A 23749-nucleotide genomic window follows, 5' to 3' on the forward strand; every position below is an offset into this window, starting at 1 on the left:
CACGTGGGTCTGGGATGACGGATACGATGTAGCGGGAAAAGTCGTCGAGCACGGTCGACAGGTACATCCAGCCCCAGCCGATCACCTTCAGATAGGTGAAGTCCGTCTGCCAGAGCTGATTGGGCGCAGTTGTCTTGGTGTGGAACGTGTCCGCGGCCTTGACGACGATGAAGGCAGGGCTGGTGATTAGGTCATGTGCTTTGAGCAAGCGGTAGACTGACGCTTCGGAGACGAAATAGCCCTGCTCGTCGGTGAAGCGGACGGCCAGCTCGCGCGGGGAGAGCTCGGGCGCGTCGATGCGCATGCGAATATCGTCCGGAATGCGGTTCCACACCCGCCCCGGACGCGAGGGGCGGTCCTCCAGCGCCCCCGGCCCATCGCTCGCATGGAGCTCGCACCACTGGTAGAAGGTCGCCCGTGGGATGCCGATCTGCGCCAATCCGAGCAAACTCTCGCGGAGAGGCATCATGACCGGACGATCGATAGAATGTACCATGCACCCTGTTCAAGTCGGGTCATGGCGGGCGGCTACCGATCACGATCGGCCACAGCAAGCCGTCCCCGCGCTAAGTTGACAGTGCCTGCCTGGCGGCTGCCCACACCCGCCTGTGCTTGGTCCGCAGGCAACGTGTGCCCGCCGAACTCGCAAAGTAATGAAAATGACCCGATACAGCGCAAATGCCGCCCTGCTCGGCAGCATGCGTGTCACCAGAGACGCAAATGACTCCACCCGCGCACTGGTTTCATAAGACGCTGTTACACTTATCCGAACGCGGTGTGCAAGTTGGTCCTGACTTCCACGACGTACAATCAATTCACCCGGATCATTATGGCTAGCGCGCCTACTTCCTGAGCTCAGAGAGTAAAGACCGACAGAGCGCTCGACCGTCGCGACCTGCGTCGTAAATCAGGCTCTGTTGCAAAAATCGTGAAGCTTGAGCATGCTTGGCGGAGATTGGACGGACGGAACGATGACGGATTTCAAGTGGCGCCATTTCCAGGGTGATGTGATCCTGTGGGCGGTGCGCTGGTATTGTCGCTATCCGATCAGCTATCGCGACCTTGAGGAAATGCTGGCGGAACGCGGCATTTCGGTCGACCATACGACGATCTATCGCTGGGTCCAGTGCTACGCCCCGGAGATGGAGAAGCGGCTGCGCTGGTTCTGGCGGCGTGGCTTTGATCCGAGCTGGCGCCTGGATGAAACCTACGTCAAGGTGCGGGGCAAGTGGACCTACCTGTACCGGGCAGTCGACAAGCGGGGCGACACGATCGATTTCTACCTGTCGCCGACCCGCAGCGCCAAGGCAGCGAAGCGGTTCCTGGGCAAGGCCCTGCGAGGCCTGAAGCACTGGGAAAAGCCTGCCACGCTCAATACCGACAAAGCGCCGAGCTATGGTGCAGCGATCACCGAATTGAAGCGCGAAGGAAAGCTGGACCGGGAGACGGCCCACCGGCAGGTGAAGTATCTCAATAACGTGATCGAGGCCGATCACGGAAAGCTCAAGATACTGATCAAGCCGGTGCGCGGTTTCAAATCGATCCCCACGGCCTATGCCACGATCAAGGGATTCGAAGTCATGCGAGCCCTGCGCAAAGGACAGGCTCGCCCCTGGTGCCTGCAGCCCGGCATCAGGGGCGAGGTGCGCCTTGTGGAGAGAGCTTTTGGCATTGGGCCCTCGGCGCTGACGGAGGCCATGGGCATGCTCAACCACCATTTCGCAGCAGCCGCCTGATCGGCGCAGAGCGACAGCCTACCTCTGACTGCCGCCAATCTTTGCAACAGAGCCAGACTGAGGACGAGTTGCATGATCGCTTCCCTGGCGTGCACCGCTACCTGTTCGATCATGTGAAGCCAGAGCGCGATGAAAACGACAGGGAGCAGTACCGCCTCAATTGGTGGCGCTTCGCAGAACCTCGACCGAGGCTTCGTGCAGCCATCAGCGGTCTCCGGCGCTACATCGTCACCAGCGAAACAGCTACGGAGAGGTTCTTCAAGTTTATTCCCAGTGCGGGCCGTCTCGTGGATGGCTCAGTTATAGCGATTGCGTCCGACGACCCCTATGTTCTCGGCGTGGTCTCGAGCACAGCGCACACCGTGTGGGCGCTTCGTGCGGGCGGGCGGATGGGGTCGGGCGACGATCCGCGTTATCAAAATGAAACCTGTTTTGATCCGTTTCCCTTTCCGCCGAGCGTGCCGGAACTGGAGCAGAGGATTCGGATTGCAGCGCGCAAATTGGACAGGTTGCGCCGGAAGGTTCTAGCGCGCCATTCGGATCTGACCCTGACAGCACTTTATACCACGCTCGCCCGTATGCGAGATGCCAAGGGTGGAGTTCTTGATCCCAAATACCGGTCCATCGCCGAACGCGGCGAAGTCTCGCTCATCCGCCATTATCACCAACAGATAGATGAGGCTGTCGCTGAAGCATACGGTTGGCCGCGCGACTTGGAACATGAGGAAATGCTGGTCAGGCTTGTTGCTTTGAATGACGAGCGAGCCGAGGAGGAGCGTGCGGGGCAGATCCGGTGGGTTCGGCCCTCTTTCCAGGCGAAATCCCTCCGAAAGAAGCCGGCCCAAGTCGTCCTGCAACTTCGCAGAGGCACCAAGGCAAAGAAGGTGGAGCGGGATTGGCCAAGCGCCCTTCCAGAACAAGTGGTTGCCGTCGCAAGCGTCGTGGCGCGGTCCGCCAAACCATTGGCGCCCAAAGATGTTGCCCGTGCATTCAAAGGGAAACGCGCCTCTACAGTCGCGCCAGTGCTTGATGCGCTTGCAGGAATGGGGATGGTACGAAAGCTTGAGGACGGCCGCTATGCGGCCTGAGAAGCTGCGCTTCGGCAAATGGCCAACGTCTCCATTTGCCGCTCTTATCTTCATAAACGGTAGGCACTGACTGCCAGGGGGGAACATCACCGTGTCGAGTTTCCGCTTCCTGCATGCTGCGGACATCCATTTGGACAGTCCATTGCATGGCCTATCGCGGTACGATGGACTTCCCGTCGAGGAGATCCGGTCGGCCACGCGATCCGCGTTTGACAACCTCATCCAATGCGCGATCGACGAGGCGGTGGACTTTGTCGTCATCGCCGGCGATCTATTCGATGGCGACTGGCGCGATATGGGGACGGGACTCTACTTTGCCCGGGCCATGGGCCGTCTCGATCAGGCCGGCATTCCAGCGTTCATTATTGCCGGCAACCACGACGCCGCCTCGGCGATCTCGCGGACGTTGACTTGGCCGCCAAACGTTCGCCAATTCGGACCGAGGCGTCCCGAAACCCACAGGCTGCCGAACCTCGCTGTGGCGCTGCACGGCCAGAGCTTTTCCACGCCGGCCGTCACCGACAACCTCGTCCTCTCCTATCCGGCCGCAGAAGCGAACTCGTTCAACATCGGCGTACTCCACACCGCCTTGGCGGGGCGGCCGGGGCACGCCAAATACGCGCCCTGTGGCGTCGAAGATTTACGCGGGAAGGGCTACGACTACTGGGCACTCGGCCATGTGCACGAGTTCGAAATCGTCAACGACAACCCCTATGTCGTCTTTCCAGGCAACGTGCAGGGCCGCACTATACGCGAGGCGGGCGCAAAGGGTGCAGTCATCGTGACGGTGGTGGATGGCGAGGTTTCGTCCATTGATCGCATCGATCTGGACGTTGTGCGCTGGATCCGCCTCGACATCGATTGCGCCGGCTCATCGCCGGGCGGCCTCCCGGACCTGATCCGCGCCGAACTGACGCGCATCCACGGCGCCGATGGCTCCGGTCGGCCAATGATCGTCCGCGTGAGCCTGAGGGGCGAGCTCGCAGGCGCAGGCGCGCTCATCGACAAGGCTGGGGCCATTCGGGACGACGTGCGCGCCATCGCCACGTCGATCTCGCCAGACCTTCATGTCGAGAAGGTGAAGGTACTGGTGTCGGAGCCGACCACGGAACAACACGCCGTGCTCGGCGAGGATCTCGATGAATTGATCGGCGAGGGCTCCTCGGACCTCGGACTAGCGGCGGCGATTGAGGCGGATCTGGAGCGCTTCATGGTTCTGGCGAAGAGCGCGCTCGGTGAGTCGGAGGACGGTGAATTGCGTCTGTTAGCGGCACAGGGCGACTGGGCAGGAATCCTCGGCACCGCGTCAACGGCGTTGCGGTCGCGCCTGACGCCGGAAGCCTGACAATGCGTTTCTCCCGCCTTTCCCTCGAACGTTACGGCCGCTTCGCGGACTGCGAGCTAAACTTTCGGTCCGGCGACCCCGACCTCCACATCATCTATGGGGCGAACGAAGCCGGCAAGACGACCTCGCTGGCGGCGGTGTCAGACCTCCTTTTCGGATTCCCCCAGCGGTCGCCGTACAACTTCATGTTCGATTACATCCTCCTCAGGGTCGGTGCGGTACTGGAGGACGGTAGTCGGACGTTCGCGTGCCGCCGGAAAAAGGGTACGGCCGGCACGCTGCTTGACACGAATGACGCAGCGATCGACGAGGCTCCCCTTGCCTCGATGCTGAAAGGGCAGACCCGCGAAACCTTCAGCCTCTCCTTCAGTCTCGACCAGGATGCCCTGCGCTCGGGAGGCAAGGCAATGGTAGAAGCCAAGAACGACCTCGGCCGCACGTTGTTCGCCGCGGGTTCTGGCCTCACCGGCGTCGCCGACGAGCTCAAGAAGCTCGAAGGCGAGGCCGATGCCATCTGGGCGCCTACGACGTCCCAGCGACGCAGCTTTACCTTCGCGCACCGCCAGCTCGCCGAAGCCACCAAGACGATCCGAGACGCAGCTCTCAAGCCCAAGTCCTGGTCTGACGCACGGAACGCGATGCTGGAGGCACAGGCCGCACTCAATCTGGCTCGAGACGCCCGCGACGTGGTCCAAACGGAGCTGAGGGCTGCAGACCGCGTAAGGCGGCTCGCCCCGCTCGTACGGCTGCGCGACGAGCAGACCGAGACCCTGCTCGGCTACGAAACCATCGTTGATCTCAGTGTGCAACGCGAGGACGAGGCGGAACGCGTGATCCGCGAGGCCGAGGAGGCCCAGCGCCAGAGGTCGACCGCAGAGCAGCTAAAGGCTGACGCGGAAAACCGTCGGGACAAAATCGAGGCCGATCCGACCCTTTTGGAAAAGGCGGACGAGATCGACCAGCTCATCGCGGACGGGGGCGCCGTCGCGAAGGCCGCGCAGGATCTAGTCCGGCGCGAGGCGGAGCTCGTCGTCGCGGAGGCGCTGACTCGCCGTTTGAGGGCCGAAGCGGGACCCAACGCGGACGCCACACCTTCACGCGCTTTGGCGGCAAAGTTGCGCGACCTCTCCCGGACTCACGGCGAGAACGCCGCCGCGAGAAGGCAGATCGCCGAGAGCCGGAACGATCTCGACGACCGAAGGAAGCGCGCGCAGGACCGGCTCGATGGTGCATCGGCCGCCGCGGCTTCCGAGGCGCTCATTGATGCGGTCGACGCCGCACGCGCGCTCGGATCGGATGCCGACGCTCGTTGCGAAGGAGCCGGCCTTAGGGTCGAAGCGTTGGCATCGTCGCTGCCCGCCCTGCTCACCCGCCTTTCGCCGTGGACGGGCGGAATCGACGAGCTGCTGGTGCTACCCGAGGTGGGCGACGAGGAGATCGAGTCCGCACGTAGCGAACTGGCCGAAATTCTCGGCCAAGTTCGCCGTGAAGAGGAGCAGCTCCGGCACTGGACCGAAGAGGCCGAGAAGGTTGCGCTGGAGATTGGCCAACTCGCGACCGGCACCGTCGTGTCCGAGGACGAGATCGCATCGGTCCGTTTGAGCCGCCAGGACTGCTGGCAACCCATCCGTGAGAATGTCCTTGCGGGGACCCCACTCGGGTCTCCAGAAGCGGCCGTAGCCGACTACGAGACAAGCGTGTCCCGTGTGGACGAGAAGATGGTCCTCCGTTTTTCGCTGGCCGAGGAGTCGAGCCGCCTCTCCGTGCTCGAGCGGTCCAAGGCGTCGCACGATCTTCAGGCCAAACAAGCGCAGGGCCGGATTGAAGATGCCCGCAAGCGTTATGGAGAAGCAGCGGAGGCATGGGCGGCGCGATTGACCGCGGCCGGCCTGCCAGCCCTCGAGCCCACCCGTTTCCTAACCTGGCGGTCGGCGCGGGACGCGGCGGTCGAGGCCCATCGCGATGGCTTGACGTTGCGGGCCGATCTCGCTTCCATTGTCGGACGGCGTGACCGGTGCCGGGCCGCGCTGGCGCAGGCGTTGGAGGTTGCGGACGCCGGCGGACCGTTAACGCCGGTACTCGCGGCAGCCGAGCGGAAGCGGGCTGAATACGAGGATTTTACGCAACAGCGCCGTCTTGCCGCAGAACAGTTGGACCAGATCGCCGCGGAGGCCTCCGCCCTCGACCGGCGGCACCAGCGCCTCGACGATGAGGACGCGTCGAACGTCACCTCCTGGCGAGAAGTAATGGACGAAGCCGGTCTGCAGCTGGACATCGTCACTTGCGGTGCGGTTCTGGAACTACTCGATGATCTTCGTGGCGCCATCGCGGCAGAGGCAGACCTGCGCAGGAGGGTCGAGACGATCCGCAGGGACGCCAGCAATCACATGGAGCGGGTAGAGAAGTTGTCCGATGGCTCCAACGTTCCCGCGGGCGACACGGCGACGCGGCTTGGCGCTCTAAGGAATTGCCTCACGGCGGCCAGGTCGGCCGCCACGCTGATCGATTCGCTGGATGAGGAAGCGCGCCGCCGCGCGGATCAGTTCGAGGAGGCTTCGGCGAAGCTCGCCACGGCCGACGCGGCGCTGGCCCCCGCGCTCGCTGAAACCAAATCGACGGATCGCGCGGAATTATCGGAAGCGATCGAACGGTCGCGCGCGAAGCGCCGGCTGACGGTGGAGCGGGCCGCCATAGAACGCAGGATCGTCGAGGAAGGGGACGGCTTCACGCTGGACGAACTCGTCGCCGCAGTCGCCGCTTCTAATCCTGACCAAATCGCGAGCCACGTCTCGTCGCTGGATGCACGGTTGGGGGAATTGAACGACGAGGTGGCCGCAGCGGCTACGGCGCATGGCCACGCCAGATCTGCTTTCACCGCCCTCGACGCGGGCGGGACAGCCGCGGTGGACGCGGCATCGGACGCGGAACAGGCGAAGGCCGAGCTTGAAGTCCTTGCCGAACAGTACATCCTGAAGCGTGCTCAGGCGCTGACGTTGAAGTGGGCGATCGAGAAATACCGCGAAAGACATCAAGATCCGTTGCTGTTGCGCGCCGGCGATTTGTTCTCGATTCTGACCGCCGGCCGCTATGCCGCGCTACGAGTGGACGCCGACGGAAGCGTCCCGCGGCTGCTGGGCCTGAGGGACGATCGACGCACAATGGTGGAGGTGGGCGCCATGAGCGAGGGCACCACCGACCAGCTCTTCCTCGCCCTTAGGCTGGCGGCGCTGGAGCAATCGGTGAAGGCTGGGGTCAACCTGCCGTTTCTCGCCGATGACTTGTTCGTGAACTTCGACGACGAGCGCGCCGAAGCGGGGTTCAGGGTGCTCGCCGAGGTGGCCTGTTCCACGCAGGTCCTGTTCTTCACGCACCATCCCCACCTTGTCGAGATTGCCAAGTCCGTTGTCGGTGACGACCTCCACTCGAAGTGCGAGCTCGCTTGACGCGATGCGGCTAGAGGACAGCGCCATGATCATCTTCGGGACCGATCCTTGGTTCCGCCGTGCGGACGTCCAGGTGATCGGCGCCCAAGCCGATGGCGTCGGGCGCGCTGACGCTAGGGTTCATCGCCCGGGTTATATAGCGCCAAAATAGGGGGGAAAATGCGCATCAACCGAGCTAAGATTGAAAACTTCAGGCTCCTCCGCGACGTGGAGATCGGTTTCGAAGAACAGACGACGCTCATCGTTGGCCGCAACAACAGCGGCAAGACGTCGATCGCCGAGCTGTTCCGGCGCTTGCTGTCCGATCGCGCCCTGAGTTTCCGCCTCGAAGATTTTTCGCTCGGGTGTCACGAATGCTTTTGGACATCGCTTGTGTCTTTCCGCGCGCAGCAAGATTCGTCCGAGACGCTCGGACAGTTGCCAGCAATCAAGCTCGTGCTCGATATCGGCTATGACGTCGATGCGGCCGATCTTGGGCCGCTTAGCGAGTGCATCATCGACTTGAATCCCGATTGCCACGAGGCCCGGCTGGAGTTCCGGTTCGCGCCGAAGGCCAATGCGCTACAGGCGTTGTTCGTTGATTTAACGGAGCCGCTCGAAGATCCGGAGGCGGACCGCGCCCGGCTCTACCGCGAACTCGGAAATCGCATTGCCTCGGCCTATGCCGGATCGCTGGAAGCGGTCGATCCGAACGACCCGACCAACCGGAAGACACTGGAACCAAAGATCCTGTCCGCGCTCGTCGGCGGCGGCTTCATCAATGCCCAGCGCGGGCTGGATGACGATACATTCCGCGAGCGCGACGTGCTCGGCAAGGTGGTCGAGGTGCTCTTCCAATCGGCATTGACGGACGAACTGGATCCAACGCGACGCAGCACCGCCGAGCAGCTCAAGGAGGCGGTCGATCAGATCCAGGGCGATCTGCATATCGGTTTTAACGCCAAGCTGACCTCACTGCTGCCCACGTTCGACCTGTTTGGATATCCTGGCCTTGTAGACCCGGGATTGGTGACAGAGACCAGCTTCGACGTCGACAAGCTGCTCGCAACCACACGCGCCTGCGCTACCGGGGCGTGAACGGCGTAACCCTGCCCGAAACCTACAATGGCCTCGGCGCGCGCAACCTCGTTTACATGCTACTACAGCTCCTGCGCTTCTTCCGCGAGTTCCAGGGAACGCCAACAGCGGCCGGCGTGCATCTAATCTTTATCGAGGAGCCCGAGGCGCATCTGCATCCCCAGATGCAGGAGGTGTTCATACGCCAGCTGGAGTACATCGCCAACGCGTTCGTCGCCCAATTGAACGCCGACCGTCCGTGGCCGGTCCAGTTCGTCGTCACCACCCACTCGCCCCACATGGCGAACGAAGCCCGCTTCGAGAGCCTCCGCTATTTTCTGTCGGTTACCGACGGCCCGGGCCTCCGGCGCTCAGTTGTGAAGGATCTCCGGCAGGGTATGGGCGGCGCGCCGGAAGAGGATCGCAATTTTCTTCATCAATATCTCACGCTATCCCGCTGCGACCTTTTCTTTGCGGACAAGGCGGTGCTGATCGAAGGAACCGCTGAACGCCTTCTCCTTCCGGCGATGATCCGCAAGACCGACGCTGCCGCGCAAGGCGAGCCGCAACTAAGCAGTCAGTACCTCACTGTCATGGAGGTCGGCGGCGCCTACGCCCATCGCTTCTTCGGCCTGCTGGCGTTCCTCGAGTTGCGCACGCTGATCATCACCGATATCGATTCCGTTGCGCCCGGGGCCAAGAACAAGCGCGTGGCGGTTCGTGTGGCCGAGGGCACATTCACCAGCAATGCCTGTATCAAAAGCTGGTACGAGCCCGACGTGAGCCCAGCCCAGCTGCTCGACAAGTCGACCGAGGAGAAGACCGACGGCGGACGACGGCTCGCCTATCAGATCCCCGAGCAGGATGGCGGTCCATGTGCTCGCAGCTTTGAGGATGCCTTCATCCTCGCCAATCCAGAACTCTTCGATCTCGGCGAGGGCGACCAGGCGACGCTCGCCTATGAGCATGCGGCCGAACAGAAAAAGTCCAGCTTTGCGCTTGAACATGCGATCGTAAACACCGAGTGGCGGACGCCGCGCTACATCGGCGAAGGGTTGCGGTGGCTTGCCCAAGGCAATCCAGCGCCGACCCTCGGGCCAGACGCGATCGCCGCCGAGTTGGTCGCCGAAGTGATTGACGCGGCTGATGGGGCCCAGGTCGATGGCTGACGAAGAGACCGCCGCCGACGCGGCCGGCCGCCTTGCACTTGAGCGTGTCTATGCGTGCTTCGATGCCGGACAAAGCTTCCGGCTCGAGGCAGGCGCGGGCGCAGGCAAGACATATTCCCTAGAAAAGGCGCTGCGCCGCCTGATCGAACTTCGCGGTACGGAACTTGTGCGTAAGCGCCAACAGATTGGTTGCATCACGTTCACGAACGTGGCGAAGGATGAGATTATCGCGCGCGTTCAGGCCCACCCGGCGGTTCGGCCGGAGACCATTCACGGATTTTGTTGGTCAGTATTGCAGGACTTTCAGCCCCAGCTCCGCGCGATCGTGCCTGACTTGCCGGGATGGGGAGAACGTCTCGCCGATGCCGGGGTGGGGGGGCTAGGCGCGAGGAAGGTCAATTACGACCTCGGCTATCCCCGGGTGACGCCAGACGAGGTGTCATTGAAGCACGAAGACGTGCTGACGCTGATGACGGAGCTGCTGGCACGGCCCAAGTTTCGCTTAGTGCTAGCGAAGCGCTATCCCGTGCTGCTGATTGACGAATATCAGGACACCGATGCGGGCTTCGTAGAGGCTCTAAAGCAGCATTTCCTAGGTACGGGTACGGGGCCTATCATTGGCCTGTTCGGCGACCATTGGCAGAAGATCTACGGTGAGGGATGCGGTGCGGTCGAGCACGCAGCACTCGAGGTGATCGACAAAAACGCCAATTTCCGATCCGCCGAACCCATCGTCGCGGTGCTCAATCGCATGCGACCCGATCTCGAACAGATCCCCAGCGACCCGGATGCGCCGGGTGAGGCTCGAATCTTTCACACGAATGCATGGCCGGGCCAGCGCCGAACGGGCCAGGGCGGTGGTCACTGGACTGGCGACACGAGCCCCGAGGCGGCACGCGCCTATCTCGATCACCTGAAGCAGCGATTGTCGGATGAGGGCTGGGACTTTGCCGTCGAACGCACCAAGATCCTGATGCTCAGCCACAGCGTGCTGGCGAAGGAACAGGGCTATCCGACCATCCAGAGCATTTATGGCCAGTTCAACGATGCCTGGCTCAAGAAAGAAGACCCCCACATCAAATTTCTGGCCGACCAGCTCGAGCCAGCATGCGCGGCCTTTCAGGCGAAGCGCTATGGCGAGATGTTTGAGAGCCTAGGCGCCGGCAGGCCGTGCATCCGTCGGCATCACGACAAGGTCGCATGGACGCAGTCTCTCGAACAGCTTATCCAATTGCGAGCGACCGGCACGATCGGCGCCGTCATCGACCTCATCAAAGGCCAGGCTCACATGCATCTGCCCGAGGCGGTGCTGGACCGCGAGCAACGCTTGGCCGACGCCGGACCCGAACCGGTCGAAGGCGAGTCTCGGAGGATCGCCCAGCTGCGAAGGCTACGGGACGTCGCCTACACCGAGCTGATGGCGGTGGATGCGTTCATCGATGGTCACACGCCCTTCGCCACCAAGCACGGCGTGAAGGGTGCGGAGTTCGAGAACGTGCTCGTCATCGTCGGCCGTGGCTGGAACAAGTATAATTTCGCGCAGATGCTGGAACGGCTCGACCCAGGCCCCCCGGCAGACAAGGTCGAATCCTTCGAGAGCAATCGCAACCTGTTCTACGTCGCGTGCTCCAGACCGAAGCGCCGATTGGCGCTGTTGTTCACCCAGATTCTAAGCGAGCTCGCGATGGCGAAGGTGACAGCTTTGTTCGGCGAGGCCAATGTGATCCCGCTTCCAGCAGATCCCGCGGGCGGGGCCGCGCCATGACCAAGGGAGAGGCACCACCGATGGTGACGATCGCTGCCTAAACGGACCACGATCTTAGCCAGATTTTCTCTTGGCTCGAAGCGGAGCCGCCGCGGGAGACAGCACCTCTCATCCCAACAACAGCATGATCGCGAAGAGACACAATGCCGGCGAGCTCATCGTCCTGAAGGCCGGCAACGACATCGCGGCTTTCGCGCTCGGCGCTTTCGATCTCATCGATATCTTTAAGACCAAGCCGCCGTTCAGACGGATCGGCATCGGCCGGACGCTGGCGCACTATTGAATCAGTCGAACTGCGGATACCGATAAGTAACCCCTTCCTATCCACTCATCACACGGGTGGGGTGATGTCGGCCCAGTAGATGACTTCTTCCAGGATATGCATGCTTTCGGGATTTTCCCAGCCCTCACGGTCGCTATCCCATCGCCCGATCACAGGGAGGTCAACCTCCCAGAGCAGCAAGCGACGGCCGTCTTTCCGGTCTTCCGGCAAAGTGCCGATCGGCTCCCAAGGGATGTGCTTGGCGGTGATCATGCAAGTTCCCTCGCTCGATTCCATTGGTCCCGCATTTAGCCCATCTTTGTGCAGGCACGAAACCCAGCTGGTTGCCAACCTGTCGGGTTTCGGCAGCCCGAGCAGCTTTTCGGTGCGCCTTCGGCTTATGACGCCAGACTTCGGTGCGTGAGCCGCCACTCGCTTGTGCGATGCTGGCACTGATTTAACATAAGATATATTATCAGTCTTTTATCGTTCTATTTCAAATACTTAGATTACTTGCTCATTCGCGGTCTCCGGCATCAACGCCCGTTGATCGTCCCCTCGATCGCCGCCAGACCCTTCATCAACGCCTCGAATTTCGGCGGCGCGGCCATGAACATCTCCGACATCGCGCCATAGTCCCGCTCAAGCTTCTCCCAAGTCGCGCCATCGGGCGACAGGCGCAGCGTTCCAACCACGGCGGTGTCATAGGAGGCCGACCTGTCCGCGAACATCAGGCTCTTGTTGTGCACGACCTGCTCGAGCAGATCGATCCGCCCCATCGCCTCGTTCGTGATGCCCGCCTGGTCGAGCATCAGCACGTCATAATAATGGCGCGACATGCCCTCGCGCAGCTTGCCGTTATGATGGAGCGCATGAAGGATCGTGACCTTTTCCCAGAAGGTCCGCGCAACGGCCAGCGTCGGCACCTCGGTCACCGGATCCGGCAGTTCCTCGGGAAAGTCTTCGGCCAGATAGGGCAAGATCGGTCGAAGCGCGAACGGTTCCGTGTCGCCGCGGGCGCCAAATTCCAGCTTGATGCGCGGCTTGATGTAACCGCTTTCATCCGCGCCGCCGTAATTCTCGCCATAGGCGAGCCCGTAACCCGAGGTGCGCGGATAGACGAAGAGCAGCGTCTGCTGGTCCTTGTCGTCGGGATCGAGCGCCAGGCTCCAGCCCTCGGCCGTGCCGAGAGCGACTTCGATTTCGCGCGCCAGGATCGGCATGGCGACCGTGGCGACATAAGCCTGTGCCGCCGCCTTGAGCGCCTTGGTCCGGCGCTCGCGCTCCTTGCCGGTAATGTCGCTGTCCATCGGCGAGGCGACTTCGCTGAGCAGCGGCGCCGCGCGGCTGATGGTGAGGTCGATATCTTCGGAGAAGCGCGCGATGATCCCATAGGCTTTCGACAGCGAGGTCCCGCCCTTGAAGGTCATGTGACCGGCGAGGTCGGGACACATGACGAGGCGGCGTAGCGTCCAGCAGACCCAGAAATCCTTCTCGATGATGATCGGCGTCAGATCCCGCCGCGCCGCCGCTTCATCGATAAAGGCGCGCCGATCCTCGGCTGGTCTGCGTGCGAACTCATCCATTGCGGGCGGCGCCGATCTTTAAGACGACGTCGCCCATCCATCCGGGCATCTCGGCCCTGGCCTGGGCGAGCATCCGCATGTCGCGATCATCGAGGCGGGCGGCGAAGTGCCGGATCTTGTCGCTATCGATATTGTCCTTCCCCAGATGCGCGAGCGCCTGCACGACCGCGTTGACCGAGTCCGGCGCATTGTCGAGCACCGGTGCGCGGCTGTGCTTGAGCGTCAGGCTGCGCCCGCCCGCTTGCCTGACCCGGGTGCGGCCGGTCGTGGCATAGCTGGCCCGGGCGGGAACCTGGGTCGATAGCCCGAGCCTGTTCGCCGCCGCCGCGCCCGACGGTGCGAGCTTGTCCCCGCTCTGCGTCGAGAGGGCCTTGGCGACATTGGCGGGATCGGGACTGAGCGCACCGAGCTTGTCATGCTGGCGCGGATAGTCATAAAGACCCCGGCCGATGCGCCGGATGTCGCCGGCGGTCACGAGGCGCGACAGCGCCATGTCGACCGACCCACGCGTCCCGAAGTCGACGAAGCTCTTGGGCGTGAACACCCAGCCGCGGCCCTTGCCGCGCACGCGCTTCATGATCCGATCGGCTACCGCAGACACTGGCTGTGCTCCTATCTGTTAGATAATAGCACGCTTTTTTCTAACAAGCTAGAAGCGCGTATCAGCGCCTAAATTCGCTATTTTCCAAGATATTTTGGCATCGCATCCAGATAGGATGCCAAGGCCACACAGGCAAGGTAGGCAAGCCGCCCGCGGGAGCGCCGGCCATCATCGTTCCCGATCCCGGTGAGGCGGTGGCCGCCCCTCGTCCGCACCTGTGGGCGGCGAAACGCCCTCCGGCTCGTTTCGGCGCTCCTGCGGCGGCCGTTCGGATTGCAGTATCTCCCGTGCGCGCGCGAGCCGCCGCGACACCGCCGGCGGCATCGCCGCCAGAAAGCCGGCGATTTCCTGCCCCAAGGCCCGATCTTCCGGTTTTCCGGTGGCGGCGAGCGCGACGGCGGCCTCGGCATAGGCGCCGCGGATCTGCTTCTGGCGCGCCAGCGCCATGACATCTTCCGGCCGGCGCTCCTGGTCGGCCGCACGCACGAAGCTTTGCGCCCGCAGTTCGTTGAGCTGCGCGAGATTGAGCCTGCGCCCCTCGGCCCCAAGCCGGGCATCGAGATGGAGCGCGGCTGACCGCACGCGCTTCTGGACATGACCGCGCGCCCGCCGGGGTGTCGCTTCCGCCGCGACACCGCGCGCGCGCAGCTCATGCGCGAAGGTCTCACGCATATGATGGAGATCCGCCTTGCGCGGATTGAAGCGGGTTCCGTCCGCCCCTTCGGTCGCCACCGTCAGATGGACGTGGGGATGATCGGTGTCGGTATGGAGCGCCAGCATATAGGCATGGTTCCCCTCGAACAGGATTCGCGCGAATGCCTGCGCCGCATCATGGAGCGTCTCGGCGTCGGTCGATCCCCCGGGCATCGACAGCACCAGCGACATCGACGTCGGCCGTTCCCGGCCATGTTCGTTCATGGCCTCGTCGAGCATCGCCCAGTCCTGAGCGATCGCCTTGAGCCGATCCGGCTCGGTGATAATCTCGCCCTCGCTCGATCGGACGGCGAGCTTCCCGTGGCGCGCCACATAGCCGAAATGCTCGGCGACATGATGAGCGCCATATTGCTTGCCGGAGACCTTCACCATCACCTCGGGCGCCTTGCGCACGATCCGCTCGAGCTTGGCGCGCGCCTCGGCCTGGCCCATCGACATCGGCCGGGCGGCCCCGCCCCCGCTTCCGCCCGGTTTGATCCGAACATAGGCGCCGCGCAGGGTCCGCTTGCCGCCTGCCGGCGGCCGCCAGGCCTCCATCAGGCTGGGAAGCGGGAGAACCCCCTCCTCCTCACGCATCGGCCATGTCCCAGTAGCGAAGATCGCCCTTGAGCGCGGCCCCGAGACCGGCGAGCGCATCGACGATCTCGGACCTAAAGCTTGCGACCCTGGCCGCTTCCCGCGCGACGTCGAGGCCGGATTCGACCATCACCGAGGCGTTGAGCGCGCGGGTCGCCTGGTTGAGGTTGATCCCGATCCGATTGAGCTCGCGCCACGCCTGCGCGACGGCCGCCCGCTCCTCGCGCGGCAAGGGCGCGTTTGCGCGCAAGCGCCGCGCCAGCAACGTGGTGATCCAGTCGGTACGCTTCATCCCCAGCACATCCGCCGCGCGGTCGAGCGCGGCGATCTCTTCCGGGATCAGCCGAACCTCGACCCGGCAGGTTGCGCGCTGGCGGGCGCGCGGCGCCTGATGCCCCTCCCCCGCCTCCATGGCCAAGGCGTCACCGATCAAGCGGCGCAGCAGCGCCGAGCGGCCGCCCGATACCGCCGCGAGCGCGGCGAAACGCTGGGCGACATCATCGTCGAGCCGAAAGGTGAGGACGGGCATGTCCCCAACGCTATTGTCATACATCCCCGGCGCCAAGCCTATCCGGCCCTTACCTTTACTCAACTCATCTTATAGTCTGCTTGGGCAGACTATTGTTCTTCGGCCAGCGAACCCCTCTCGAACACCGATCGTCCGCAGCAAGGGGCGGCGCCTTCGGCGCTGCCCCCGCCCATCGACACGAAAAGGGCCGCACCCCGAAGGGTACGGCCCAAACCATCGTGCAAGATAAACTACGAACGCGGAGGAGGCGGGTCAGTTGTTGGCAAGGCCTCGCTTCTCTCGCCGGTCGGACCGATCGACGAGGCAGCGACTTCACGCTCGCGGCCTGTCATCGGTCGTGCAATTCTCCGCAAAAGTGGGCTTTGAAAATTCCCTAGTTGGTGGCCCCTTCATCTCATTCTGCCGGGGCTAGCCCCGGCAGAATGAGATGAGCCGACATTGTCCTCATCTCCTTTGCAGACGCGGAGACGGGGCCGATGATCCGACTTGGAGAATTGATGATGATCCTCGAACTACATCGGCAGGGCGTATCGATATCCGCCATTGCCCGACGCACTGGTCGCGATCCCAAGACCATCCGAAAATATATCGAACGGGGCATCGAGGCCCCGGTTTACGGCCCTCGCATGCTGGGTCGACCGAACAAACTGGCACCCTATCTGGAATTTTTGCGTGAGCGAGTGACGGCCTTTCCCGATCTGACTGCGGCGCGCCTGACGCGGGAAATCCGTGAGCTGGGATATATGGGCGCCTATACCGCGGTAAAGCGGTTCCTGGCAGCGATCCGGCCGGAAAACGGCCCCAAGCCCTTTGAGGTTCGGTTCGAGACGCCGCCTGGCGTGCAGGCACAGGTCGACTTTGCCCGGTTCGTCGTCGAATTTACCGATGAGCCCGGCGTCAGCCGGATCGTCTGGCTGTTCAGCCTGGTGCTGGGACATTCGCGCTTCCTGTTTGCGCGCTACGTCATGCATCAGGATCTCCAAAGCCTGTTGCGCTGTCATATGCAGGCCTTTGAAGCGCTCGGCGGCGTCCCGATCGAGATCCTCTACGATCGCATGAAAACCGCTGTGACCGGGGAAGATGATCAGGGCCACATCATCTACAATCGATCATTGCTGGCTCTGGCCGGGCATTATCGCTTCGTGCCGCGCGCCTGCCGTCCCTATCGGGCCAAGACCAAGGGAAAGGTCGAGCGGCCATTCAGCTATATCCGCAAGGACTTCTTCCTGGGCCGGAGCTTCCGCAATCTGGACGATCTCAATGTCCAGCTGATCGACTGGCTCGATACCGTCGCCAACGTCCGTGTCCACGGCACGACGCAGCGGATTATTGCTGAAGCCTTCGCCGCCGAGCAGCCTGAGTTGCAGCTGCTCCCGGCGGGCCGCTTTGACGCTGTTCTGAAGCTGGAGCGCCGCGTCAGCCACGATGGGATGGTCTCGGTCGGCGGCAATTACTACAGCGTTCCCGATCGCACCCGGCGCGTCGTCGAAATCCAGCAGTTACCCGACAAGATCCGGATCGTAGACCTGGGCCAGGTCATTGCCGAGCACCCGGTTCTTGAGGGGCGTCGGCAGTACAGGATCGATCCTGCGCATCGGACAGGCAGCAGCGGCGCCAAGCGCCGTATCCATGGCAAAGAGGTAATCGCCATCGGTCGTGTAGGCGAGCATGTCGCCGTGCGCTCCCTGGCCATCTATCAGGCGATCGGCAGCCAACTGGCGCGGGGAGACCGGCCATGAACCATGGGGGTGCCGCATCCCGCGTCGATAATATCCGCCGCAGCCTCGTCCATCTCAAAATGCCACGCGCCCTGGAGATGCTCGACGCCACCCTGCGCGGCATAGAGCAGGGCAAAATCGATGGCATCGAGGCCATCGACATATTGCTGAACGAAGAACTGTCGCTCCGGGAGAACCGCAGGATCAAGGCAGCCCTGCGCATGGCAAGGCTGCCGATCATCAAGACGCTGGACGGATATGACTTCTCCTTCCAGCCATCGCTCGACAGGAACCGCATCCTGGCGCTCGCTGGCCTGGACTTCATCAACCGGGCCGAGGTGGTGCATCTGCTGGGCCCGCCCGGTACCGGGAAAAGCCATATCGCCACGGCCCTTGCCGTCGAGGCCGTGAAGGCGGGCAAGAGCGTCTACTTCATCCCGCTCGCCGATCTGATCGCTTCACTGACCAAGGCTGAACGCGAGGGCACGTTGCGCGAGAAGATCCGCTTCCTATGCCGATCCTCCCTGCTCGTCGTCGACGAGATCGGGTATCTTCCCGTCACGCCCGGCGGCGGCAATCTCTTCTTCCAGCTCGTCAACGCCCGATACGAAAAGGGTGCCATGATCCTGACATCCAACCGCGGCTTCGCCGAATGGGGTGATGTCTTTGGCGATCCGGTGGTGGCCACCGCGCTGCTCGACCGCCTTCTTCACCACGCTGTGGTCATCCAGATCGAGGGCTCCAGCTATCGCATGCGACAGCACGCCGACCTCCTGCCCGAGCATGCGCGCATGGCACCGTCCATCAACCCGCCGCCCTTGCCGAAACGGCGCGGCCGCCCGCCAGCAAAGGAAAAGCCCGATCTCCATCACGGCTGATCACCGACACAAACCCTCCCGCCAAACTAGGGAATTTTAGATGCCCACTTTTGCGGAATCTTCGGTGCCCGTTGACAGCGGCCATCCTCGAAAATCACCGTGACCAAAGGCGCCAGCGGGAGCCACGCAGGGAAGCCGTCGACCAAGACCGGTAGTCTAGGAGATCGGATCGGCGCGGAGGGTTTGTCCGTGAGGCCCGATCGAACCGGATCGCGGTCGGTGGGGGCCAATGGCTGTGCCACAGGCGCCCGCGGAGGGACCGGCGCCGGGTGCGTCTGCTTGAGTTCGGCGATGAAGCGCGATCCTGCGGCGAGCGTTGCGCCGGCGTCGCCCCAGCTGGCGACATAGGCCTCGACCTCGGCAGGGTAGTCCCTCGCCGTCCGGTGCAGATCATAGAGAAGGCGAATAGGCGCAAACGGCAGGGCCGCCTTGAGATAGGCCGGCATGTCGCCATAGGCGGCATAGAGCGAGACGAACTGCTTGGATCGGCCGAGTGCCGCCGCGATCTCGACCTGGTTCATCCCGCCCTTCAGCATCCGGGCGATCGCATGGGCGAGCTCGACCGACGACAGATTGGCGCGCTGGTCGTTCTCGACGATCTGGTCGGCCAGCAGTTGCACTCCCTCGCCGACCGGCACGACGATCGCGGGGATCGTGGCAAGGCCCGCCAGCTGCGATGCGCGGAAGCGGCGCTCGCCCAGACGTATCCGGTGCATGCCGTTCGCGTCGGGCGGCGTAACCGTGATCGGCTGCAGCACGCCGCGCGACGCGATCGAGGCGGCCAGCTCGGCGAGCGCGTCATCGTCGAAGCTGCGCCGGGGATTGCCGGGGTCGGGCAGGATGCGCGCAAGTTCGATATCCTCGACCCGGCGCGCCCGTTCATGGTCGCCGACAAGAAGTCCGAACTCCTCGATGCGCTCGTCGAACTTGCCCATCAGGCGGCCGCGACCTCCTGGCTTGTCATGCGCCCCTCGATCTCGGCGAGCACCGCGCGGATCTCCTCGGCCGCCGCCTTGGCGCCGCTGCCGGTCTCCTGCCATACCGGACGATGATTTTCCGCGGCATGCTTGTAGGTCGGCCGCGCCTTGATGAAGGCCGGGAACATGAGCTTCTCGCCGACCGCATGCGCCAGCTTCACCGCATTCTCCATCTCGCGCCGGTCGAACGGATTGACCATCGAGGGGAGGAGCCCGAGGAAAGCGATCTTGCGGCCGGCGCGCGCGGCCTCGGCCTTGCGCAGCGCGGTCAGCAGCATCTTGGCGCATTCGACCGAATCCTCGGCAACCTGCACCGGCGCGATCACGGCATCGGCGACCGCCATCGCGCTCAAGGTGAGCTCGTCCCACTTGGGACCGGTATCGATAACGCAATAGTCGAAATGCGGGCGGAGCGCCGGGAAGCGGCCGATGAAGTCGCGCACATCCTGCGCCGCCTTGACCATCTGGAGACGGGGATCGGCACCGAGCACGGTTAGCCCGGCCTGCCCGTCGGCGCACAGGGCAGCGGCAGGATCGAACAGGTCGGCGGAAAATCCGCCTTGCCGCTCGGCGCCCAGGCGCCGCGTCGAGCTGCCCTGCGGGTCGAGATCGACGAAGGCGACGCGGCGCTCAGGCGGTTCAGCAAGATACCAGGCGAGATGACTGGCGAGGAAGGTCTTGCCGACCCCGCCCTTGAGCAGGCTGACGACGATCGTCTTCATGACCGCGGCACCTCAGCAATAGTCGTCAGGACCATCGCGCAGGTTGCGCTCATAATGATCGCGCGAGGACCAGTCGCCGCCACCCCCAATGCCGGGACCGGCATAGCGGAACAGATAGACGGTGAGGGCGAAGCAGCCGAACGCGAAGAGAAACGCGTGATCGGGATGCGCGGCGAAATATGCGGCCATGATAAGTCTCCTTGGAGCCAGTGAACGGGCAAGCGAACGGCGCCACTGGCGCCGGCCACGCGCAATCGCGCGACATCTCGGACCCGCGCCCTCCCCTCCCGCATTTGCGGATGCGGCGTCCGTTGCCCGCATAGTCTGCTCAAGCAGACTATGCGGGCCATCCCCCCGGTCGGGGGGATGGCTGCGCCGGATCAATATTCGTCGGCCAGCAGGATAGTGAGCACGCGCGTCGTGACCTCGGGGTTCGCGGCATCCGGCGAGCCATAGGCGAGCTCGAGATCGTAATAGTCGATCTTCCAGTAGAGGATCGCATCCTCGAACTCGAAGCGGCCGAAATCATGCTCGTCGATCGGATCGTTGTCGGGCGTGAAGCTGTCATAGTCGCGCACGATCCGGAGGATCTCCGCGCGGCGGCGAAAGCCGCGGAACAGGGCGACGTCGCCGATCAGCGCCGCAACGCCCGCAGTCATCACGATCTGGTTGCGGCCCGGGCTATGGATGGACCGGCGAAGCGCGTCATTGAGTTCGGCGACGCGGGCGATCCGCTCGGCCTGGCTCATCGCATTCGGGGAGGATTGGGACATGAGAACGCTCCTGATCTGTCCGGCCCCGCCCGCCGGGGCCTTCCGACAGGCGTGCCAAGGGCCGGCGGCAGAGCGCGGCCGCGCACCGGCAGGGTCGCAACGGCAGTGGAGAAGCCCGCAAAGCGGGCTTGCGCGGGCGCGCGCGCCGGCCAGGCAAGCCGACAGGAGGAAGGTCTTGGCGGGCGGGATCGCGAAGAGATGATCGCGGTGTCCTGATTCTCTGGCTCCGCGGAGAGCCCGGCGCTATCCTCCGCCCATCATGACGAGCAGCGCCACTCTCTTCCGCCTTGCCCCGGCCTGGACCGCGTCACTCCAGGCGATGCGGCTGCGCCAGATCCTCGTCCGATCGCAATGCCGCCGCTGCGGTGCGTTGATGCGCGAGGATGTCGATGCCCTGATCGGGCTCCATGGAGCAGGCGCCAGCCTCATCGACCGGCAGGCCCGATGCCGCATGGTCGGCTGCGACGGCGCGGCCTATTATCTCGCGGCGCGGGGCCATGACCGTCCCTGGCACATATTGCTGCACGATGAGCACCTGCGTGCGGGCCTGGCCAACTGCCCTCCAGCGCGCGGCGCGACCGGCCGGGCCATAGTTTGCGCGCAGGGTTGAGAAGTGCGAGCAGTCACGGCAGGGATCGTCACCCGAATGGGCTGAGACTTGGCACAAGGCTCAGGGCGAAGCCTAGAGCCCGGTCCGGCCGCGCCGGAGCCGCCATTCTCAGCGCATAGATGCAGAGAAATCCGACTTTCAGACGGCAACCGCCCGTCGCAGATTGCCAAGTGCAGAACACAATTTCTGCGATACCTTACGGAGCTGCTGAAGCCTCTCCGCCGCCTCGTTCTCTTCGATCACGAGCGTCGAACGATCAGCCTGCCGTGCCCGGATCGCGATCACACGAAAGATGGCGGCCCATCGACTGGTCCGTTCGACTGTCAGCTTCGCCTGGCCATGGGCGAGCATCGTGCGCAGCCCTTCCTGGTGCCGAAATTCCGCCAGCAGGCTCGCGACACCCTTTCCCTCCACGGAAAAGGGGCCGCCCTCATTGACGAGTGCAGCAAGGTCATCGAGCCGTTGCCCGACCAAATGCCGTAGCTTCACCGACTGTCCTCGTCCCGGCTGAGCGCTCAGATGCAGCAAAGTCTCGGTAACGGCCACCTCCACCGCGGCGAAGCATTGCAGACAGGCACCGCGCCAGGCGTTCACCTCCTGGGTGACGCGCGCCCACAGGGCATCATCGCCGGCATTCGCTATCGCAGCCTCAATCGTCATTATCGCAGCATAGTCGCGGCATCTGAACAATCGGTTCTCGTCTTCGGCGCAAGCCGCGAGCGAAGCGCGGGGAATAACCGGGAGCCGAGCGGCTCCCGGTCGAGCCGTCAGGCAAAGGGATCGAATTCGGTGACGATGGCGACGCTGCCGTCGGCGTCTTCGGCGGTGATAACCCCGTAATGCTGCCCGATCGCGATGACGAAGGTGACCATCATGAGGCTGCGCGAGAGGCTGAAGGCGTGGCGGCGAGCGATTGCGATGTCGGTGAACATGTCGAGGCTCCTTTGCGCGCCGGCGGGTTCGTCCCGCTCGACAGGCGCCCGATGTGTCCGGCCGGTGGCCGCGATCACTTTTTTGGCTGGAGGCCCAAAAAGCCGTAGCGAAGCGACCGGACCCCTTGCGGGTTGATCGCAAAAGGTCACCGGGTGGACCAAGGATCGCGCCGATTGAGAGCGGGCGAACCCGCCGGCCAGGAGGCCAGGTCCCCGCCGATGTCGCGCCCCACCCCTTGCCCTGCCTGCCGCTCCATCCAACGGGTCCGGATGACAGGCCGCCGCTTGTCGGTTAGCCCCGCCGGATGCTGTTCCCGCTCCTGCTTGCCGCCGCCGTGGTCCCCAATGATCAGACCTTCGCCTGCACACCGACGCGCGTCTGGGATGGCGATGGCCCGATCTGGTGCCGCGAGGGCGCCCATGTGCGGCTCGCCGGCATTGCCGCGCGCGAGATCGACAACAGCTGCCGCCCCGGCCAGCCCTGTCCGAGAGCAAGTGGCCCGGCCGCCCGCGATGCGTTGGTGCGCCTGCTTGGCGGACCGCGCGGCCAGACATCCACCGGGCATATTCGCGTGGCTGGCCCCACCATGCGCTGCGTCTCGACCGGCGAAGCCAAGGGCAACCGGACCGGCGCCTGGTGCAACGCGCCCGGCATCGGCGATCTCAGCTGCGCGATGATTGCGACCGGCACCGTGCTGCGCTGGGAGCGCTATGCCAAGGGGCGATGCCGATCCCGCTGATCCGCTTGGGACCATGCCGCGCCTGAACAGGATAAGAGGCCCGGCGGCGATGCCGCCGGGCCGCCCTGTCCGAGCTCAGAAGGGGATTTCATCGTCTTCGGGCTCGTTGCCGCCGCCGCTATTCTCGTTGGACTTGGCGCGGGTGAGGAAGGTCACCTCGTCGGCGATGATCTCGACGCCGTAGCGTTCGATATTCTCGCTGTCGGTCCAGCGGGTGTAGTGGATACGGCCCCGGACCATGACCTTCATACCCTTGTCGACATATTGCTCGACCGTCTTGCCGACGCCGTTGAAGCAGGTGATCCGGTGCCATTCGGTGTCCTCGAGGCGGCGATTGTTGTCGTCGCGCAGGATCTTGCCGTTGCTGTCGCGCTTCGGGCGCGAGGTGGCGAGGCTGAAATGGGTAATGCGGGTGCCGCCCTGGGTGGTGCGGGTTTCCGGCGTGCCACCGACATTGCCGGCGAGGATGACGAGGTTCTGCATGGCCTGAGTTCCTTCGATGTGGGTCCAAGGGACCGTCCCTTCGACT

22 protein-coding genes and 2 pseudogenes are annotated in these 23749 nt (G+C 63.8%); 11 read left to right on the forward strand and 13 right to left on the reverse strand.

The window, feature by feature from the left end; all coding sequences use genetic code 11:
* Positions 1 to 19: 19 nt before the first annotated feature.
* A pseudogene (locus SCLO_RS21725) lies at positions 20 to 439 on the reverse strand (DDE-type integrase/transposase/recombinase); the annotation flags it as partial.
* A gap of 532 nt (positions 440 to 971) precedes the next feature.
* On the opposite strand from SCLO_RS21725, the gene SCLO_RS21730 reads away from it, so the two are divergent.
* From SCLO_RS21730 to SCLO_RS23525, 7 genes and pseudogenes are all read left to right on the forward strand, one after another.
* Positions 972 to 1736: an IS6-like element IS6100 family transposase gene (locus SCLO_RS21730; RefSeq protein WP_001389365.1), complete on the forward strand. Its 765-nt coding sequence runs from the start codon at positions 972 to 974 to the stop codon at positions 1734 to 1736.
* 68 nt (positions 1737 to 1804) lie between these two features.
* Entirely contained in the window at positions 1805 to 2824 is a 1020-nt protein-coding gene (locus SCLO_RS21735) for a type IIL restriction-modification enzyme MmeI (protein WP_231923467.1), read from the forward strand.
* A 91-nt stretch (positions 2825 to 2915) separates the two neighbouring features.
* Positions 2916 to 4169, forward strand: a complete 1254-nt coding sequence (locus SCLO_RS21740; RefSeq protein ID WP_007683419.1) for a metallophosphoesterase family protein — start codon at positions 2916 to 2918, stop codon at positions 4167 to 4169.
* A 2-nt stretch (positions 4170 to 4171) separates the two neighbouring features.
* Positions 4172 to 7612 (forward strand): ATP-binding protein, encoded by a 3441-nt coding sequence (locus SCLO_RS21745; protein ID WP_056383892.1) that lies wholly within the window; start codon positions 4172 to 4174, stop codon positions 7610 to 7612.
* A gap of 159 nt (positions 7613 to 7771) precedes the next feature.
* Positions 7772 to 9837: pseudogene (locus SCLO_RS21750) on the forward strand (ATP-dependent nuclease).
* Entirely contained in the window at positions 9830 to 11602 is a 1773-nt protein-coding gene (locus SCLO_RS21755) for a UvrD-helicase domain-containing protein (RefSeq protein ID WP_014072624.1), read from the forward strand. The pseudogene SCLO_RS21750 and the gene SCLO_RS21755 overlap by 8 nt, the downstream one beginning before the upstream one ends.
* Before the next feature lie 124 nt (positions 11603 to 11726).
* A complete protein-coding gene (locus tag SCLO_RS23525) occupies positions 11727 to 11885 on the forward strand; it encodes a hypothetical protein (protein WP_007683426.1) in 159 nt (52 codons plus the stop codon).
* A 48-nt stretch (positions 11886 to 11933) separates the two neighbouring features.
* Here the strand turns inward: SCLO_RS23525 and SCLO_RS21760 are convergent, their stop codons facing one another.
* The 5 genes from SCLO_RS21760 to SCLO_RS21780 all read right to left on the reverse strand — a co-directional run bounded on the left by SCLO_RS21760 (position 11934) and on the right by SCLO_RS21780 (position 15870).
* On the reverse strand, positions 11934 to 12137 hold the full coding sequence (locus tag SCLO_RS21760) for a hypothetical protein (RefSeq protein WP_007683427.1): 204 nt from the start codon (positions 12135 to 12137) through the stop codon (positions 11934 to 11936).
* Positions 12138 to 12400: 263 nt separating this feature from the next.
* Complete coding sequence (locus tag SCLO_RS21765; protein WP_007688041.1) at positions 12401 to 13450, reverse strand: nucleotidyl transferase AbiEii/AbiGii toxin family protein; 1050 nt, start codon at positions 13448 to 13450, stop codon at positions 12401 to 12403.
* A complete protein-coding gene (locus SCLO_RS21770; RefSeq protein WP_007688042.1) occupies positions 13443 to 14051 on the reverse strand; it encodes a DUF6088 family protein in 609 nt (202 codons plus the stop codon). The genes SCLO_RS21765 and SCLO_RS21770 overlap by 8 nt, the downstream gene beginning before the upstream one ends.
* A 168-nt stretch (positions 14052 to 14219) precedes the next feature.
* Positions 14220 to 15341: a relaxase/mobilization nuclease domain-containing protein gene (locus tag SCLO_RS21775; RefSeq protein ID WP_007688043.1), complete on the reverse strand. Its 1122-nt coding sequence runs from the start codon at positions 15339 to 15341 to the stop codon at positions 14220 to 14222.
* Complete coding sequence (locus SCLO_RS21780) at positions 15334 to 15870, reverse strand: plasmid mobilization protein (protein WP_031295761.1); 537 nt, start codon at positions 15868 to 15870, stop codon at positions 15334 to 15336. The genes SCLO_RS21775 and SCLO_RS21780 overlap by 8 nt, the downstream gene beginning before the upstream one ends.
* Positions 15871 to 16346: 476 nt before the next feature.
* Between SCLO_RS21780 and istA the strand changes: the two genes are divergently transcribed.
* Both istA and istB read left to right on the forward strand, forming a co-directional pair.
* A complete protein-coding gene (istA, locus tag SCLO_RS21785; protein WP_096362064.1) occupies positions 16347 to 17609 on the forward strand; it encodes an IS21 family transposase in 1263 nt (420 codons plus the stop codon).
* Positions 17606 to 18466 carry an IS21-like element helper ATPase IstB gene (istB, locus tag SCLO_RS21790; RefSeq protein WP_066522470.1) on the forward strand — a complete coding sequence of 287 codons (861 nt, stop codon included), beginning with the start codon at positions 17606 to 17608 and terminating at the stop codon, positions 18464 to 18466. The genes istA and istB overlap by 4 nt, the downstream gene beginning before the upstream one ends.
* Positions 18467 to 18492: 26 nt before the next feature.
* Here the strand turns inward: istB and SCLO_RS21795 are convergent, their stop codons facing one another.
* The 4 genes from SCLO_RS21795 to SCLO_RS21805 form a co-directional block, all read right to left on the reverse strand.
* Entirely contained in the window at positions 18493 to 19401 is a 909-nt protein-coding gene (locus tag SCLO_RS21795) for a ParB/RepB/Spo0J family partition protein (RefSeq protein WP_096362263.1), read from the reverse strand.
* Positions 19401 to 20165 (reverse strand): ParA family protein, encoded by a 765-nt coding sequence (locus SCLO_RS21800; RefSeq protein WP_007688046.1) that lies wholly within the window; start codon positions 20163 to 20165, stop codon positions 19401 to 19403. Before SCLO_RS21800 ends, SCLO_RS21795 begins: the two co-directional genes overlap by 1 nt.
* A 12-nt stretch (positions 20166 to 20177) precedes the next feature.
* Positions 20178 to 20354: a hypothetical protein gene (locus SCLO_RS23530; RefSeq protein WP_007688055.1), complete on the reverse strand. Its 177-nt coding sequence runs from the start codon at positions 20352 to 20354 to the stop codon at positions 20178 to 20180.
* Between the two features lie 191 nt (positions 20355 to 20545).
* Entirely contained in the window at positions 20546 to 20938 is a 393-nt protein-coding gene (locus SCLO_RS21805) for a DUF3768 domain-containing protein (RefSeq protein ID WP_007688057.1), read from the reverse strand.
* A gap of 259 nt (positions 20939 to 21197) precedes the next feature.
* On the opposite strand from SCLO_RS21805, the gene SCLO_RS23620 reads away from it, so the two are divergent.
* Positions 21198 to 21548, forward strand: a complete 351-nt coding sequence (locus tag SCLO_RS23620; protein ID WP_066564291.1) for a hypothetical protein — start codon at positions 21198 to 21200, stop codon at positions 21546 to 21548.
* 138 nt (positions 21549 to 21686) lie between these two features.
* Here the strand turns inward: SCLO_RS23620 and SCLO_RS21815 are convergent, their stop codons facing one another.
* Both SCLO_RS21815 and SCLO_RS21820 read right to left on the reverse strand, forming a co-directional pair.
* Positions 21687 to 22208 carry a hypothetical protein gene (locus tag SCLO_RS21815; RefSeq protein WP_031295760.1) on the reverse strand — a complete coding sequence of 174 codons (522 nt, stop codon included), beginning with the start codon at positions 22206 to 22208 and terminating at the stop codon, positions 21687 to 21689.
* A 107-nt stretch (positions 22209 to 22315) separates the two neighbouring features.
* On the reverse strand, positions 22316 to 22480 hold the full coding sequence (locus SCLO_RS21820) for a hypothetical protein (protein WP_007688065.1): 165 nt from the start codon (positions 22478 to 22480) through the stop codon (positions 22316 to 22318).
* A 305-nt stretch (positions 22481 to 22785) separates the two neighbouring features.
* Between SCLO_RS21820 and SCLO_RS21825 the strand changes: the two genes are divergently transcribed.
* The gene (locus tag SCLO_RS21825; RefSeq protein WP_007688066.1) at positions 22786 to 23220 is read left to right on the forward strand and encodes a thermonuclease family protein; all 435 of its coding nucleotides are present in this window, start codon (positions 22786 to 22788) and stop codon (positions 23218 to 23220) included.
* A 75-nt stretch (positions 23221 to 23295) separates the two neighbouring features.
* Here SCLO_RS21825 and SCLO_RS21830 read toward each other — a convergent pair whose 3' ends face one another.
* Positions 23296 to 23703: a single-stranded DNA-binding protein gene (locus SCLO_RS21830; protein ID WP_007688067.1), complete on the reverse strand. Its 408-nt coding sequence runs from the start codon at positions 23701 to 23703 to the stop codon at positions 23296 to 23298.
* Positions 23704 to 23749: the final 46 nt, after the last annotated feature.

Source organism: Sphingobium cloacae, assembly GCF_002355855.1.
Taxonomy (GTDB): Bacteria; Pseudomonadota; Alphaproteobacteria; order Sphingomonadales; family Sphingomonadaceae; genus Sphingobium; species Sphingobium cloacae.